Annotated in this window: 9 protein-coding genes; 7 read left to right on the plus strand and 2 right to left on the minus strand. The window is 35.5% G+C overall.

All coding sequences use genetic code 11. The features are described from left to right. Positions 1 to 229: 229 nt before the first annotated feature. From QM481_RS04745 to QM481_RS04775, 7 genes are all read left to right on the plus strand, one after another. Positions 230 to 1213 (plus strand): SGNH/GDSL hydrolase family protein, encoded by a 984-nt coding sequence (locus QM481_RS04745; protein ID WP_283380831.1) that lies wholly within the window; start codon positions 230 to 232, stop codon positions 1211 to 1213. 140 nt (positions 1214 to 1353) lie between these two features. After that, positions 1354 to 9981, plus strand: coding sequence for a hypothetical protein (locus tag QM481_RS04750; protein ID WP_283380832.1), 8628 nt, complete (start codon positions 1354 to 1356; stop codon positions 9979 to 9981). Positions 9982 to 10089: 108 nt separating this feature from the next. Then, the gene (locus QM481_RS04755; RefSeq protein WP_283380833.1) at positions 10090 to 11235 is read left to right on the plus strand and encodes a hypothetical protein; all 1146 of its coding nucleotides are present in this window, start codon (positions 10090 to 10092) and stop codon (positions 11233 to 11235) included. A gap of 205 nt (positions 11236 to 11440) precedes the next feature. Further along, complete coding sequence (locus QM481_RS04760; RefSeq protein ID WP_283380834.1) at positions 11441 to 12202, plus strand: tetratricopeptide repeat protein; 762 nt, start codon at positions 11441 to 11443, stop codon at positions 12200 to 12202. A gap of 83 nt (positions 12203 to 12285) precedes the next feature. Beyond that, positions 12286 to 13137: a type IV pili methyl-accepting chemotaxis transducer N-terminal domain-containing protein gene (locus QM481_RS04765; RefSeq protein ID WP_283380835.1), complete on the plus strand. Its 852-nt coding sequence runs from the start codon at positions 12286 to 12288 to the stop codon at positions 13135 to 13137. 129 nt (positions 13138 to 13266) lie between these two features. After that, a complete protein-coding gene (trxA, locus tag QM481_RS04770) occupies positions 13267 to 13590 on the plus strand; it encodes a thioredoxin (RefSeq protein WP_095163746.1) in 324 nt (107 codons plus the stop codon). A 343-nt stretch (positions 13591 to 13933) separates the two neighbouring features. Continuing rightward, a complete protein-coding gene (locus QM481_RS04775; protein WP_283380836.1) occupies positions 13934 to 15847 on the plus strand; it encodes a YgiQ family radical SAM protein in 1914 nt (637 codons plus the stop codon). Between the two features lie 238 nt (positions 15848 to 16085). Here the strand turns inward: QM481_RS04775 and QM481_RS04780 are convergent, their stop codons facing one another. Beyond that, positions 16086 to 17666, minus strand: coding sequence for an efflux MFS transporter permease (locus QM481_RS04780; RefSeq protein WP_283380837.1), 1581 nt, complete (start codon positions 17664 to 17666; stop codon positions 16086 to 16088). A 65-nt stretch (positions 17667 to 17731) separates the two neighbouring features. Continuing rightward, positions 17732 to 18781 (minus strand): HlyD family secretion protein, encoded by a 1050-nt coding sequence (locus tag QM481_RS04785; protein ID WP_283380838.1) that lies wholly within the window; start codon positions 18779 to 18781, stop codon positions 17732 to 17734. Positions 18782 to 18847: the final 66 nt, after the last annotated feature.

The raw sequence follows: 18847 nt of genomic DNA on the forward strand, positions 1-18847 counted from the left end.
GTAATTGTGTAGAATAAGAGCCGATGAATTTTAAATGTAAAAAACTGATAATCACAAAATTACATTCATAATTCATAACTCCCAATTCGGCACTAATACTTAAGTAATCGTGCAGAATTATGAGTTATGAATTGTGAATATAAAGCTTTAATTATCAACGTATTATATTTAAAATTTATTAAATGTAATTTTGCACGATTACTTACCAACCCGTTAAAACAGTTTTGACATGATGAAAAAAACAAATTTGGCTTTTGCTTTTGCAACAGGAGTTATGATAATGGCTTGTAGCGACAAAAAACAAACGACTGAAACGCAAACGACCAATTTAAAAGAAACCGTACAAGCTGAATATCCTGAAATTCCAAGAGAAGAAATTCTTGAGGATGACACACTTTCCACAAAAGTGTACAATGAACTTAAGACACGCTATAAAAACCAGTTAGTAGAACTTCAAAAAGCTGTTAGCTCAAACGGAGCACAGCTAATAATTACCTTTTTAAGTCCAGAAGTGGGCGAAAGTTTGACCAAAAGTAATCGTCTTGGCAAAGAGTTGGTAGAAGGATATGCCAAAGAATTACAGGTCCCTTTTTATGATTTAACACAAAAACTAGCCAATCAAGACCCAAAAGTAGTTACGCAACTCCCCAAGGACGGTCACTGGTCAAAAGAAGGCGCTAAAATTATTGCTGAAGAATTAACACCCATCATAAAACAATTCAGTACTGTAAAATCAACGAAGACGTTTGCAGAAAAGCCAGAAACGTTTGGGGATTTATTTCCCTCAAATGATGAAATTTTAGATGGAGGAAAAGGTCTTCCTTACCGTGTAAAAACCAATGCCCAAGGTTTGAGAATGGATACTGATGTATCAAGCACTAAAACCAAACAACGTATTTTGTTCTTGGGAGATTCGGAAATGTATTTTCCTTTTTTGGATAATAAAAATATTGGTACCAACCTCCTGCAAACTGCTTTTCCTGACAAAGAAATGTTGAATGCCGCCAACTGGGGGTATTCAATTGACGATTATGTGAGCTTGTATAAAGAAAAAGCTCAATTTGCTGAGCCAGATGTGGTCATTCTGACGGTCAATGGAAATGATTTTTTAGATATGTATTTTTCACATAGAAATCGTTTTTCAAGAAATAAACAACCACAAAATCCATCTGAAGTAGAAAAGAGTTTTTATCAAAAGCATTATCAGCAGTAATTCAAAACACAACATCGATAATAATTTGATATTTTTTCTAAACCATTACTATTTCAAATAAGAATATTTTAATTAAAGTTACATTTTTACTTACTTCACAACTTTAAAACTAAAAAGTGATTTAGGTTTACATTCTGCAAATGAAACACATCGTTAAATTATTAGCTCCAATTCTACCAAGTTTTATTTCAATTTCCGACATTAAGAATTTGGAAAATTACGATGCTCAGACACTAGGTGCATTTTTCAAAAATGTAATCTATCTAAATAGATTTTCAAATACTCACGTGGCTTATCACGAAGCTTTTCACGCAGTGTTTAATACCATGTTGAAACCTTCTGAACAAAGTCAGATTTTAAAGGAAGGAGTTGTATTATTACATTCCTATTTAGAAGCTAACAAAATAGCTTTTGAAGATTTCATTGCACCACATAAAGCAAACCCTGCATACGCAAATCTTTCCAAAGAAGATTTTGACAATGTTATTGTTGAAGAATTTTTAGCAGATGAATTTGCCAAACACATGAATAAGCCAAAGTTCTCGTATGAAAAAAAGTACGGATCTGTTGTTGGAAAGTTTCTTCAAAAACTTTACAGCTTGGCAAGTGCGGTACGTCGCTTGTTTGTAAATGAATCAAAACTAGCTGGATTGTTTCGTAAAATAGAAAATGGTTCTTTTGCAAAACAAAAAATTGTAAATCGTAACGAAGATCTTACTGTTAAAAAAGTAAGAATTGCGTATGCGTTTGAAGAGATAAATACATCTGAAGGTATAGAATACAAACCTTTATTTTTGGAAGATTCCGAAACTAAAAAATGGATTGTGAAAATGTACCACATATATCAGAAAAATGCTTCAACGTTTTTTAAAGCAGGCGAATATGAACAATCTGATTCTTTCATTCAAAACTTTGAAAATTTTTTCATTGATCTTGTACATAAGCAAGGGCACAATTCTAAATTGCAATTTAGAGAGTTTTATCCTGACTTTTTTACTGAAACATCGGAACAAGAACTTACACCCTTTCAATTAGAGTTGCTGAATGTAGTCGGTTTTAATATGAACGCTGATGATGCGGAAAGTGGTTTCTACAACGAAGACTTTTTAGAATCAGTAAAAGAATATCATAGTATTGTAAACCAAATCAACAAAACTAATGCAATTGATGAGTCTGAGGTGGATGCTGCCGAAGACGGTGTTGAAGGTCACTATGAGCGTTGGGATAGAGCTCCTAATCAAATTGACCCTTTGGAATCTCTTAGTCAAATGGCAAGGGGTTTTATTTACAGTTTATACTACGAAATAAACCTACCTGAAAGTGAAAGAGAGTACCAATCGTTTGCGGTATCTAACAAGCTAAATTATACACTTCCAATAATTACTCCGCTAGAAATAAATCACGCATATTACGGAGCTTTAAAAGTTGCTGGAAACTCTTTGAATGAAGAAGAAGGTTTCTTAAAACTTTACGAATTAGCCAACCCGAGAGAACGTACTTACAATTCAATGGTTTCTGAAAAAACAGAAACTATTAAACAAGATAATCAGAATGTAAAAGTTCTATTTCAAAGCCTAGTTCGTCAGTATGGTATTAATGAAAATTCGTTAGCTTTTGGACGAGTTGAATTTTTACCTGGTACTTCGTCAGAAACAAAAATGATGTTTCGTCAAATCCTGAAAGCGTTTATGAAATTTAATATTCAAATGAACTATTTGAATATTAAAGATTCAAATGCAGGTAAGATGAAAGATGGAAGTCCTACTGATTCTGAAATTTACGTTAACGATGCTAACAGTAATTCTGCGATAGAGTGGCAAATTAAAAACTGGGCTAATGCGTTTGATACAATATTGTATAAATTCTTAAACCCTAATCCTGTTGAAGTTTCAGAAGTTGAAAATTCTCAAAAATTTAAAAAAGCTATAAATAGTTTAGCGGAATCCTATTCTTCGGATATAAACAAACTTCGAGCTTTAAGTGTCGAATCAGATTCTGAACTGGTTAACATGTTTTACGATTTGGTGGGTAATACTAAAGAGGTTTTTGAAAGAAATATTGGCGTAACTCTTTCCGCAAATTACATAAAGTATTCTTTGCTACGTGAAATAAAAGACTCTTTACAAGCTAACAAAACCGATGAAGGAATTGTAAAATACGAAAGGTTTAAACGCGTATTTGCAAATGACATGATGTTGTTAAACTCGTTTAATTTAGAAAAAGACGAATTGTTATTTTCTCGTTTTAAAAAAAACAGTAATACTAACTTTATCTATTTTATAAACGGAGTTAGAGATTCCACTGTCAAATCAAACTTTTTTAATAATGCGCACAGTGCAGCCAAAAAAGGAATGCGAAATGTGGCCAAAGGAAATAGTTATTTTGATGAGTCTATTTCAGTTTCATCTTACGAAAACGGTAACGGTGATAAGGTGTTTGAATATCAAGAGGGTTCGTATGCTTTACGTTTTAACGTTGATTTGTCAGGACGATCAAGACATCTAGCTAAAAAAATAAAAGCGTTGGCTGTGGGCAAAAGCGGTACTGCTCTTTACGATAAAATCAAATCTGCGTTTTCAACAGAAATGATGAAGAAAGTAGAGGAAGGTACTATCTCACGTATTGATTTACTTAGAAACGGATTCCTAAATCTTTTTGATTTAGACCAAGTTCATAAAATTGCATTACAAAACAATTTGTTTTTACAGAACCCGGAAGAAATCTCTAAGATACTTTCTGATTTGGAAAGTAAAAATTTAGCAGATTCACACAAAGAGTATCTGGAGTATGTTCGTTCAATGGTAGTTGCATTTGAACAGATACGCCCCTTTGCCAAAGTTGAAGGCATTGATTCTGCCAAAAAAACACAGGGTTCTGGTGAAGGTGTTTTATTTAAAGACATGGACGAAAGAACGTATTTGCTTACCATGGTAAACATGTTACTTGATCGTTCAGGTTCATTGGGCGGGGTAAGGTTCAATCGTTCTAATTTAGGTGTGAATGAAGCCTCTTCTACTTCACACACTATTACTTTGCCTGATTTATCAAACAAACTTTTAATAACTACTGAAGACGGTAAAGTCGATTTGAATTATCAATTGATGCAAAAGTTGACAAGTTCAATTGTAGAATCAGAATTTGCTAGAATTGCCCACTATCTTCAACAGTTAAAAGAAGGTAGCAAAGGTGTTACGAAAGGATTTGACAGTTTTACTTGGGAGGACGTTTTAAAAGAAAGACATTCAAATAAAAAAAGTAGAAACATTAAATCTATTCGTTTTACAAATGACGTGTTAGGTATTTTTGATCATGCTAAAATGCTAGAAATCGAAAATTATCTAATTGACAAAATTGAAGATGGAGGTGATATAAGTTTTTCAATGATTCAAGGTGCAGTTGCAAAATCATCTGGTGATTTTATAAACACGTTCCTTGATTCATTTATGCAGGAAATGATAGATGAGAAATTTTTGATTCCTCAAAAGAACGGAACTTATATTTCAAACCTTCTAAAACTTCCACATGTTGTAGAAGCCAAACAATTAGCGGAATTGAAAGCGGTTGTATTTGAAGATTTTATCAAAATGCACTATTACAATCAATTGCGTTTTGGGGATTCTGCGGTTACGTTTAAATCAACCGAAGTCAAAAACTCAGATACTTGGAAACGTTACCGTGGGGCGATCGGTGGAACAGTATCTTGTTCTTTTAGAAACGCAGACACAAATTTGTTTTATGAAGATTACGAATTGGAACATTTCGGTTTAGAAAATTCACCAACGTTTTCGTGGGAAACTCGAAAACATTTGATTTTTTCAGAACCAAAAGATGAAGTTTTAATTTGGGATGCCAATAAAAACGAATATGTGGTAAAAGAAGTTGAACATGCCGATGGTCAGTTTATCGTGACAGAAAGAGGTATGCAGAAAATTCTTTTTGGGTTGGGTCAGCTCACACCTAAACAAGAAAGTATTTTGATGGATTTGCGCAAAGGACGCGCTATTCCTTTTGAAATGTTGTTTGGAGAGGAAGGTTTGATTACTCGACACGAAGCGATTAACGTTTTAAAACTACAAGGTTTTGAAGGTGACAGCTATGATAAAACAGCTGTAGAGATGATTACTTTTGAAAATACAGTAAGCAACCCAGATAAGCGAGCATTGTACCATGTAATGAGAAATGGTGATATTGACATTGCTTCTCCACCCTCGGCATCAAAACTGAAAACTAGAAATATAGTTAATTATGATCAGATTCGTGAATGGGGAAAACAAATTTCAGAATCGCCAAACGGCCTAAACGCTGGAGTGTATGCCAAAACAGACGAACTTGTAACCTATAAAGACAATGATTTTTTAGGTAAGCAGACCGAAAATCCGAGCAACAAAATTACTAATTCTGAATCAACTCAGATGCAAAACATTGTCGATAACGAAATTGTAGACGATGATGAAATTTCAGAAATTGACGGTGTTAGTTTTATTGGTCCAGTGTACAAAGCTTTAGGTACTTCTTTAAAAACACTTCGTAAAGCGTATCAAGACTTATTATCAAAACGTACCGATGAAAGTTTTGATCAGTTTCAAAGGGAGTTTGTTGAAAGAGTGGGTAATTTAAAATTTGAAGACCTTACACCATCGCAGATAAATGTTAAGCTTGACGGGCTTTATGATATTCTAAAACGCTCAGTAGAAGAAACAGGAGGTAACAAACAACTAATTGATTTTTTTGAACAGATTAAATTTGATGCAACTGCGGCTGATCCAAATTTCCCAGCTGTTAAAAACAAAATTATTAGCATGTTTAATGCTATGGCTTCAAAAAGAATCTTCAAACAAAAGGTTGATGGTTATACTGCCACATTGGTTTCAGATTTTGGAAATGTTGTAACACGAAAAATCACCCGTAAGAAAAATGCTGAAGGTGAATACTATTTTACGTTTGATGTTGTAACAGTAAAAAATACACCAACTGTAAAACGTAAAGAAGATGTTGATTTGTCATCATTGCTTTACAACTGGCACGCAAGTAAAACAGGAAGAATTCCGGGAGAGAGAGATTATTTAAAAGCGGTAAGTTCTTTATTTGAAAATGAAGAATCGGAAGATGAAGTTACGATTTACGTAAAAGATAGATTACGTCACAATCTTCCAAGTGTAAATGATGAAGGTGTTATCACTGGTTTTTACAGTGAGGCAATAATGCCTGCGCATTTCGAAGAGCAACATTTGCACTACGAAGAAACTGGAAATGTATTGCAGGAAAACAATAATGTATTTGCAACACGTATTCCTGCTCAAGATAAACACTCTGCTGCAGCATTAAAAATTGTAGACTATGCTCCAACCTACCAAGGTTCGAACATTATGGTTGCGCGCGAAATCATCGCATTGTCGGGTGCTGACTTTGGCTTTCATAAACTATACTGTCATCGATATTCTGGGTATTATCGAGAAGGTATATTTTACAAATGGGGAGAAGTTAAAAAAGGTTCATATTCTCTATCCGATCAATTTATTAGCTACTTGATTGATACAAAAAAAGAGTTCAAGACAGATTTCAGAATCGAATTCCGCAAATCAAATATTTTTTTTCAACAAAGACGCTTGCTTACAGCCACTGGTATTGTTTCACAAATAGACGATATTATCCGACTTAATCCGAGTTTGTTTACAAGTTCAGATTTCCTAAATCAAGATGGCACGTTCAACTTATCAATCAAAAACCTTGATAAATTTTACAGCTTCATGAAACGTGATAGTTTGGTTCGTTTAATCGATTCAAAACAAAGAACTAATTATAATAAAGCAAGCTGTCGTCATAATGAAAAATTCAAGGCTTTCAAATTAAAATATTACAAAAACAAAAGACCTGACATTTTAATAAACCTTCTCCAGAAATATGGGTACATTGAAAAAATTGAGAATCAGACTCCTGAAGAAGTATTTAAAAGCATTGAAAATGAGTTTTACAAAAAACACAAAGGGTATCTAAATAATGAATTACTAACAGCTAAAATTCTTATGCTCGGAAGTAATTCGGTCCAGAAACAAATTGGTATAACGCCAGTATCAATGACTGTTTTAAATGAGATGCAAGATGAAAGTTGGACACTGCCAAATGGTGAAAATTTAAAATTGTTTTTTGATGGCAATAAAAATTTATTGCAAAACAAAAAGGTATTTCCAACGCATACAATCTTGCAAAGACAAAATGGTAAAACTGCTAATACCACCGGAGCAAAAAATATTGGTTCCGCAGTAAACGAAGCTACATTAGCAATTGCTAGAAGTAAGTATTTAGGTTCTAAAGCTAACAATATAAATCGTGACGGTGAGGTAGTTAAAAGAGCCTACGGTTTTTATTTAAAACGTTTAGCTTTTACTGGAAAAGACGTAACTCGTTTGTTTGACGTTTTATCGACGTTTATTTCTATTGCAACGGATGAGGCTAAAGAACAGATAAACTCTCGCTATGGTTACACGTTAGATACCGTGGGTGCTGTAATTTCATCTGTTACACATGGCTTAGACCCGCTAGTATTGACTACTGCTTTACGTTTGCGTTCTGTTCAAGCTTTGATAAAAGGAAACCGTGAACAAATTGGGAATGGAAATCATGTGTTTGACGCAGTTCGAAATTCAAACAGTACGGAAAAAACGTCTTCTTTAGAAGAGGCATTTGATAAAGGTTTACATGATAAGGAGTATTATAATCAGTTTGGAGCAAATACCAAATCAAAAGTTTTGGATATTTCCAGATTGAGAAATTATGCAGATACACAAGAAGCTGAAAATGCCCTAGTTGAATTTTTGAAATCTAAGATTGACGAATCAGAATTTGACTCTTTCATGTTAGAAAGTTCGGCCGGTGAAGAGCAGTCAGAAAATGAAGCGGATAATGAAGAAACTGGTCTGGAAGTATTTGATGATTCTGAGGAAGTAGAATACGACGTTAAATTGAATAAAAATTTCAATCTTGATCAGCTTTTAGATTTCTTGGAAAAGAAAAACCTAAATGGTTTTGAATCAAACATGTATTTAATTATTCGTTTAGCCCAACTAAAACCTGATTTGTTTTACGATCCTCGTATGCAAGCTTTACTTTTTAACCCATCGTTTCAAGAAAAAAGAAGCGACGTTATTAAGTATTTGCTAATGGAACGTTTAGATGGAATTGATACCGACGTTGCACAGAACTTGAAAGCCCGAGAGAGTCAGAAAAAACATACTTTGTTTGGCCAGTACGAAGAAGAGCGTAAGATTATTTTACATCTCCTTAAGAGTAATGGTTATGATGATTATAGTCATATCGTTTCTTATTTGTCGAACCGAGTAACTAAAAAATTGTATGAAAAATATTCTGACATGTCACGTGATCACATGTCGGATATTCAATCTATCAAGTTGACAAAAGGTATTCCGGCCGATGACGAAGGTTACACACAAATGGTTGAGCGTATCGGTAAGAGTTTCTTTTACGCAAAAACAATCGGTTCTTACGAAAAAGAAAAAGATAAAAATAAAAACTTAGATAACATCAAGGGAATTTTAACAAACATAAAAACGTTTGACAAATTTAAAAAAATCATAGAGGGTGTTTTTGTTTCGGCGAATACTTCGTTTACAGATAAAGTAGCCTATTTAGCTGAAGCGGGGCAAGGTGACAAAACTTATAAACCCGAACGAATAAAGAAACACTTTGAGTTATTCTTGTATTTTCTTTCTTTTTCAGAAGGAGCTCGTAAAGGTGAGTTTACCGGCTTTAGTAACTATTTTGCTAAAGACATGGACAACTTCGGATATTCCTTGAACAACGTTGAAGATTTAATGCGTAAGATTAAAGAATCTGATAAACTATCTGGTTCTATTTTGGACAAATCAATTTTGTTTGGTCAAAATAAAAACATTGGAACTATGAATCTTCAGTACGGTAGAAACTTATCGGATAAGAAAAAGGAAAGCTTGTTTGACATGCTTTACACAATCGACGATTCTGAAATTGATATTCTTTATGATATGATGAAATATCTAATTCAGAAGTCAGCTATGTCGTTTGAACGTGATAATGTGGGTCAAGTAATACCTCCGATGTTTTTTACGTCTTACAATCAGTCAGTAGGTAAGGTTACAAAGTACTTCCGTGGCGAGTTGTCAGCCGAAGAAGTATTCGGAATGGAAAGTAAACATTTGGAAGAGTTGTTTTCAAACTTATATTTTTCTGATGTTTCTACTTTCAACGATGGTATGTTGAACATGACTAGAAGATTGGATGAGAAATCATTTAAGTACGATAGAGGTAGTGATACTTTTTCTTACAAAATGGTAAACATTCAATCTACAGACAAACGCGTTTTCCCAATGTTTATGAAGGTGAATAAGTTTACAGATTCAGAAGTTGACGGAAAAATAAAACGTGTGATAAATGAAACAGAAAAATATTCTCCAATTTTAGTTAAAGCTTTTGCTTTTAAAATTAAAGAAAGTGTTGTGCCTATCGGTGATTATGGAAGACTGTCAGCGTCAGGGTTAGCATCATTTTTCAACTCTGGAGAAATAGAACTTCTTTATCGCCCAGTTCCGTTATTGGGTTACAATCAACAGCGAATCTCTCCGATTACACAAATTAGTTACGAGCCTAATTTAAAAACGTGGGTAATGAACAAAAACAAACCCGCAGCTTTAGTGGGTCGTTTTAAAGAAAGAGAATATGAATATTCTTATCTTGCCAAAGATTATCAGTTTCTTACATATACTAAACAATTATAACATCCCGATTATTCATTTTACCCTTGCATTCTAGGATATTTGAAGAAACTTGACAAAGTTTGCAGTTTTAATAGACCTACAAAACTTTAGAACTCGGATCAAAACTCTATGAATTCGAAACTTTATACAATCTTTCTTGGTATTGCCTTGACGGCTTGTTCAACAGGAAAAAAAGCATTAGAAAAAGGAAATTTCGACGAGGCTGTTTATACCGCCGTCGAAAGACTTCAAAAAAGCCCTACCAATAGCACCTCTCAACAAGTTCTCAAGGAAGCTTATCCCTTAGCACTGAATTATCATCAGGGTAGAGTTAATAATTGGGAAAAATCTACAGAACCGTTTCATTGGGAAAAAGTCATCTCCGAGTACGATGCGATGAATCAACTTGGTTCGGCAATTGATAATTGTCCCCCTTGTATTCGTGTGATAGGCGATGGCAAAAAGTTTGTTGAGCCTCTACAAGCTGCTCGTAATTTGGCAGCGGCCGACCGATATGATTCTGGAAATTTCCATTTAGGCAATGCCAAAGGAAATCGTCAAGAAGCAAAAATAGCATTTTTAGACTTTGAACGTGCGTCTCAAATTATTCCAGGTTACAAAGACGTTTCCAACAAAATGGATAATGCCTATTCGTATGCTGCCGTAAATGTCGTAGTGGAACAAGTAACGGTTACCTCAAAATTATACCAGTTGAGTAACGAATATTTTCAGGATAAGGTGAATGAGTTTTTAAGAACAAACCCTAAGATGAATATTTTCGTACAATTCTATGGTCCTCAACAAGCGAGTGATATAAAACTTAAACCGCAACAAATTATCCGTTTGCAATTTGATGAGTTCATGGTTGGGCAAACTTATATGAATACCAATACCGAAAATATTACGAGTAAGGATAGTGTGAAAGTAGGTGAAGCGACTGTAAACGGCAAGAAAGTACCTGTTTATAATAAAGTAACAGCCAAATATACCAAAAGTCGTAAAACGGTTACTTCAAACGGTATTTTGGATATGCAAATCATTGATTTTCAGACTAAGCAAGTTATTTACAGAGATAAAATTCCTGGGAGTTTTGTGTGGGTAAACGAGTGGGCTAATTTCAACGGCGATGAACGTGCCTTGACCAAAGATCAATTGAATCTTTGCAAAAACAAGGAATTGTTGCCACCAGCACCACAAATTCTATTCACTGAATTTACCAAACCAATCTATGATCAGCTAACTCGAAAAATTCGTAAGTATTACGAGAATTATTAATAAACAAGTCCTTTTCAATAGTCCAGTATTTTCTCTATCGAAGAAAATACTGGACTATTTTTATGTAAGTATTTCTCGGTAGAAATTTATATCATTTTCTCAAAAATTACTTACCCAAACTACTTGACTTATTCGGTCACTTGGGTATATTTACGCTAACTCTGTTAATTTTTACTTATATACGTTTCGTCCTATGCACAAAAAAATGCTGTGGATATTGTTAGCTTGGGGGAGCATCAATATTCAGGCACAAACTTTGCGTAAGTCTTCCGTCAACAAACGGAAGGCACGTACCTCCATTGCTAAAAATCATTCCAAAAAATCTTCTCACAAAAAACTATCTCAACCAAAGCTAAAAAGCAAGGTTAAGACAGTTGCACATTCAACTCTTACAATCGGAATAGCCAAAGATGGCCTGTTAAGGGCAGATTCTTTATTCAAATCTGGGCAACATAACATGGCGTTTCCTCTGTATCTCGACTACAAGGATACTCCATTGATGAAGGCTAGCTCATTAAAGAATTTGGCAATTTGCTTCAAAGAGACTGGTGATTTTCTAAATGCTCAAAAGTATTTCAAACGAGTTTATTTGTATGATTCTGACCCAGATTCTGCCACAGAACTTGGAAAATTACACCTTTCAGGAGTATCCGAAATTCCCAAAAATGCACTTCTTGCCAAGGATTACTTTGAGATGGCTTATCGGGTAGGTAATCTGGAGGCGGGGTTTCAACTTGGTAGATTATATTGGTTTGGAGCAAACCAGATTGAAGCCAATTTCCCCAAAGCTTTGGATATTCTCACCGATGTTGGTCAAAAGGGGCATACTGAAGCACAATGGATGCTAGCCAATCTATACACTAAGGGCACGCCCAATACGCCGAAAAATCTTCCTGAAGCCAAAAAATGGTACCGACTTTATAATCAGAGCATTAGTTTAAAAAACACGCTTATAAGTAACAACTAAATCACCTAATCCTTGAAGGATTTGGTGCTGGCTTTTAGTACCTTCTGTCTTAACCAATCATTATTAACCCCAACTCCATATCCATGAAAACGATAATATTAGCACTTCTTATCACTATCTCGAATTTAACTTTTTTGATAGCTCAAAATACTACATCCGTTGACGCTGTCAATCAAATTTCGCTTGGCACAGCTGTCAATATAGCAGGCAAACAACGTATGCTAACCCAAAGGATGGCAAAAGATTTTGTATATATTGGAATGAATATCCATACCGAACTAGCTACTAAGGAGCGAGCTTCTTCTATCATTCTTTTTGAAGAAAACTTCAAAGTATTATCAGGTTTTGCCCCATCAGAAAAAATCAAAGCACACCTGATAAAAGAGGAAGTTTTGTGGAAAGAATATAAAAAGCTCATTAGCGCTGAAACAACGAAGGATAATGCTGTTTTGATATTAGAGAAAAATACCTCTGTTTTAACAGCCTGTGACGAATTGGTCAAGGCATACGTGGAATATGCTGGAACTCTCCCGAAGCAACCTAATTCGGAAGGAGCTACCATTTTATCAATCGCCGAAAATACCAATACCGCTGGTCGCCAAAGAATGTTATCGCAAAGACTCACTTTTTATTATGCAGCTTATGTTTGGGGAATTACAGAGCAATTTCCAACTGAAAAAATTAAATCTTTTGCAGAGTTTATTCAGCAAAATTTTAGCAAACTCATTATATCTGAGGTTAACACTACAGATATCGACGATGCTCTGGCCAACGTAATTGCAGATTGGAGAGAAGTTGAGGAACGATGTACAAAAGACAATTGTTATACTTTTGAGAATAAAGGAATGGATGTTGCTCAGATGTTTAAGGTCACAAGCAACATTTTACAGAAGATGGATAAGATAACGGGAATGTATGCAAAACTCCTAGAATAACGTTCTCTATGCCAATTTGTTAGCAAATTCCATTCTATGACATAGATTATTTTCCTTCAAAGTGAACCAATATTGTTGAATAAAATGTTTTAACTTTGACGAAATACATTAACTATAACGATTAAAAAAATGGGAAATTACGTAGTAGCTACTGACGCAAACTTTCAGGAGCTTATTAACTCAGACAAACCTGTATTAGTAGATTTTTGGGCAGAATGGTGTGGACCATGTAAAATGATCGGTCCAGTTGTAGAGGCTCTTGCTGACGACGTAGATGGTCAAGCAGTAGTAGCTAAAATGGACGTTGATGCAAACTCAGTAGTTCCTGCAACTTTAGGTATCCGTTCTATCCCTACTTTAATGATTTTCAAAAATGGTGAATTGAAAGAAAGATTAGTAGGTGGTAATATCCCTAAATCTGTATTGGAACAAACTCTTTTGAAACACGCATAATCAGAATTTGAAAAGCGTTTTATGCTTTTCAAGTTTAAATTTATACGATTTCAATTGTTTTTATATAAGGGCGAAGTTAGATTATTTCTAACTTCGCCTTTTTATTTCCGCAAGAATACCCAATTATTTTCTGCAACCTTCCATAAATATTTAGATTCTTTCAAACTTTTTTGCTTCTCAGATTGTTTAGCAATCGAGCTGTCAAGGTTAATAGCTCATAATCTATCACCACTGTATGCTGCTGTGCAGATTTTTTTGCACCATTTAAAACATTCATACCACTTGTTAGCCCGTATCTCTTGATTGAGCTACGACACACGCATTTTTTGCGTAATTTTGCATTATGTTAGAAAGACCGATTACCGACTGGTTGCCTCTTACCAAAAAAGAGATTGAAAAACGTGGCTGGGACGATGTAGACGTAGTATTGATTTCGGGAGATGCCTACGTAGATCACCCTGCTTTTGGTACTGCCGTAATCGGCCGTATTATCGAAAGCGAGGGCTTTAGAGTAGCAGTTGTGGCACAACCCAACTGGAAAGATGATTTAAGAGATTTTAAAAAATTTGGTCGTCCAAAATATTTCTTTGGCGTAACGGCTGGCTGTATGGATTCAATGGTGAATCACTATACCGCCAACAAGCGTTTGCGCTCCAATGACTCCTATACCCCAGGTGGTGAAGCTGGCTATCGTCCAGACTATGCCACAACAGTTTATACCAAAATCCTGAAAGAATTATACCCAGATGTACCCGTATTGATTGGGGGTATTGAGGCTTCTTTGCGTCGTGTCACACACTATGACTATTGGCAAGACAGATTGATGCCAACGATCTTAGAGGATTCTGGGGCAGATTTGTTGGTTTATGGCATGGGAGAACAACCTCTCAGGGAATTATTGCGATTGGTTAAGCAGGGTATTCCAATGAATACTATCAAAAACGTGAACCAAATTGCCTATTTACAGCCATCAAATGAGCCTTTACAAGAATTTAATGGATGGGAAACGGTTGAATTGGCAAGTCACGAGGTTTGTTTGAAAGACAAAATTAAATATGCTTCCAATTTCAAAATTGTAGAAGTTGAGTCAAATAAGTGGCAAGCCAATCGTATTACTCAACAAGTAGGTAAAAAAACATTGGTAATCAATCCTCCTTTTAAGACAATGGAGGAGACCGAAATGGATAAATCTTTTGATTTGCCATACACTCGTCTACCGCACCCGAAATACAAAAAGAGAGGTACTATTCCTGCCTACGAGATGATTAAATTCTCCTTGAATATGCACCGTGGCTGTTTTGGAGGATGTAGCTTTTGTACTATTTCGGCACACCAAGGTAAGTTTATTGCTTCAAGAAGTGAAACCTCTATTATGAAGGAAGTTGAGCAAATTGCACAACATCCTGAATTTAAGGGTTATATCTCTGACCTAGGCGGACCATCAGCCAACATGTACCGCATGAAAGGTAAAGATGAGTCGATTTGTGCCAGATGTCAGAGTCCGAGCTGTATTCACCCTGTTATTTGCTCAAACTTGGATACTTCTCATAAGCCTTTGACGCAATTGTACAAAAAGGTAGATGAGCATCCGAAAATCAAAAAAGCATTCGTAGGTTCTGGAGTTCGTTATGATTTATTGGTTGATGATTTCAACAAAAACAATCAAGACGGAAACCATGATGAATACATGGAACAATTGATTACACGTCACGTGTCGGGTCGTTTGAAGGTAGCGCCAGAGCATACTTCTGACAACACCTTGAAAATCATGCGTAAACCTTCTTTCAAATATTTCAGAAAGTTTAAGGAGAAATATGATGAAATTCAGACTAAACACGGCATGAATCAACCATTGATTCCATACTTTATCTCGTCGCACCCTGGTTGTGAGGAGGTAGATATGGCTAATTTGGCGGCAGAAACCAAAGACTTAGGCTTCCAACTAGAACAAGTTCAGGATTTTACACCAACCCCAATGACAGTAGCTGAGGTGATTTACTATTCTGGCGTACACCCTTATACTTTACAGCCAATTGCTACGGCTAAAACAAGAGAAGAAAAATTAGCACAAAACAAATATTTCTTCTGGTACAAACCAGAAATCAAGACTTGGATTAAGCAACGTTTGATTAAACTCAAACGCCCTGATTTAGCAGAAAAATTATTGGCAAATCCTAAAAAACAAGCCGCAGATCAGATTGCCGAATTTGATAAATCTTCTAATAACCAACGAAGAAAAAACAAATTTAGAAGATAAGCTTTTGAGTGCGGAGTTAAGAATGTGCTATGAATTTCAGATTTGAGATTTCTGATTTCGGACACATAGAATATAGACTTATCTCAGAATAAGGATTTTCCTTCAAGTATTTTCATTAAAAAGCGGTCGAAAATTGATTTTTCGACCGCTTTTTTTGATAGGATAATGCTTAATCATGAAGCATTGATTAAAAACAATCACTCAACTACTCAATCACTAACTCACTCCATAAGAACTTCTAAGAAAAGTATTTATTTTTCAGCAAATTAAAGGAAAAACGGAGGTGCTTGTTAAAAGCAATATACAACGCTACCAAGAATAAGCCGTAGCCCCATACGGTAAAAAGCTCCATATTTCCCAATAAAAAAGACTGGGTCTGCACTCCTGCATTGACTTTCTTCATGGCCAAAGTGGCGGCTGGTGCAAGGTCATAACCTTTTTGAACAAATGATTCTTGGATGGTGCTCACGATTCCTGTTGTGGTTGGATTTTCGGGCAACAGTTTTTCTAGAAAAATATACCGATGTTTATTGATAAAATACACTTGAAAATTTTGAACTAAACAAAAACCAATATTCGTGCCCCAAAATCTCCCTGCCACACCGATTGCACCTGCAAACGGAGCTAAATAAGCAGGAACAGCCGAAACGGTATTGAGCACCAATGGCACAAACAATACACCTACTCCAACACCCTGCAACATATAAGGAATCCACATTTGCGAAAGTGCCACATCTGGTAAAAATAAAAAAGTAAACCACCAATGGTAAATAGCCATCGTCAAAAAGCCTAGAATCAAAATCAGTTTGGTAGGCAACTTTTTTACCATCATCATTCCAGCAATAGTCATTCCGATAAAGATGCCTAACAGATTCACATACTGTACATGCGCTACTCTGAGCGGCTCCCATTGCCAAACCTTACTCATGGTGGTGTGACATATCGTCAGTGTAGCTCTGGAGATATAAAAAACAATGAAAAGTAGCAAACTCAATCGTAAGTTTCGATAGGAAAACACTCGCATATCAAAACAACTACGTCGGTAAGTCATTTGTCGTATAATAAACAAAGCGCTCATTAACAAGCTAGTAATGGCACAAATAACAATATTCTCAGACTGAAACCAATACAATTTTTCGCCATAATTGAGTACATATACCCCAGTCAAAATGGCAATGGTCAACAAAACAAAACTGGTCCAGTCAACTTTGTAAAGCGGTATTTTTCGATGAAAACGATTAGCTGTAAATGTTAGCCATATCATGCTTGCCACCATAATTTGGAAAATAGCAGAACCAAATGTCATGTATTTCCAATCGTGTGCATCGAGCAACCAAACTGCAATATTGACTATAAAGGGACTTGCCGCCAACAAAGCACCATAGGTAATCGAAAAAACGATAATTGTTGCGTTAGGACTTTTAGTTCTAGACAACATCAAAATACGCAATGGTATCCAAGGCAATGCCATTAATATTCCTTCGAGTATTCGCAGAAAGGCAAAAACAACAAAATCGTTGGTATAGGCAGAAGTCACAAATAATACTGCCGAAAGCAGATAAATCGAAATAAGGTAGTTGCGTGGAGGAAAATATTTGAATAGTCGACTTTCTATTAATATCGTAGCCAGAAATGTGCCGTAGGTTAGGCTCATACTAAACTGTAAGTCTTCAGGCTCAATGTCAAAATAACTGGCGGCATAAGAAATATTGGAAGTGTATAATCCAAGCAAAGCCATGGTATGCAACATACAAATCACCAGCACCACCTGAATAGCCCAATTAGGCACCCAAGGTTTGAAAATGGATGTTTTCTTCATCTTTAAATATATGTTCAAAGCAAAATACCTCTAAAACCAGCGTTCATAATAAGGTACTTTCACCGCTAATGTTTGGCAAAGACCTCCACATTAAGCCCAGCTCTCAATAAAGGATAGGCGTTATCTGTCGTTTCTTGGATAGATATTTTCACAGGAACTCGCTGTTCAATTTTGACAAAATTACCTGTAGAATTGTCGGGAGGAAGCAATGAAAATCGAGCCCCTGAGGCGGGAGAAAAAGAGATAATTTGTCCATGCCATACTTTATCACCCGTGACATCGGCTTTAAATTCAACCGTTTGACCAATTTTCAGAAAACGAATCTGGGTTTCTTTAAAATTGGCAACCATCCATTTTTCCTTACTTACTACAGACAAAAGTGTTTGTCCTTCTTTGATTAATTGTCCAGGCTGAATGGTTCGTTTTCCTACCCAACCATCATACGGGGCTGTAATAATGGTGTATGAATAAAATAATTTAGCATTATCCAAACTAGCTTTTTTCTGTTGAATAATGGTATTGCCAAACGGAATTACTGAATTAGCCTCGCTTGCCATCAGTTCTGTGCTATGGATTTTTTCAATTATTTCCTGATAATTACTTTGAGCCGCCTCAAAAGCAGTTTTGGCACTTTCTACTCGCTGTTCAGTCGTAGCCTCCTCTTTCAACAAATTGAGCTGACGCTGATACTCTCTTTCCATCTCCCAAACTTTTGCCTTCAATGCACTCAATTGCGCCTGATGTATTGCCACATTGCTTTGCGTGGTTTGTGCTTTTTTAGTGATAACATTTTCGTTTTTTAAAGCATTTTCAAAATCAGCATACGCCATATCTAGTTTTGCCTTATACTCACGTTCATCAAGCTGAATCAATGTATCTCCTTTATGTACAAAACTGTTATCCTGATAGTTAACTGCCTTTACATATCCTGTCACACGACTCATGACTGGCGTAACATATTGCTCTATTTGAGCATCATTGGTTTGTTCATGATTACGATAATACATGATATACCAGCCTCCTAAGGCAATACCTCCGAGGGTAAGTCCGCTGGCAAAAACACTGACTACTGCATTAAAAATTCGACTTGTATCGTTTGGCTTAATTTGATTCATTGTAAAAAACAGCCTAAGAGAAAGTTATTAGAAAAAAGAGAGTTATTTTCTTCAATAGCCTAATAA

This window comes from Flectobacillus rivi (assembly GCF_030056655.1).
In the GTDB taxonomy this organism is placed as follows: Bacteria; Bacteroidota; Bacteroidia; order Cytophagales; family Spirosomataceae; genus Flectobacillus; species Flectobacillus rivi.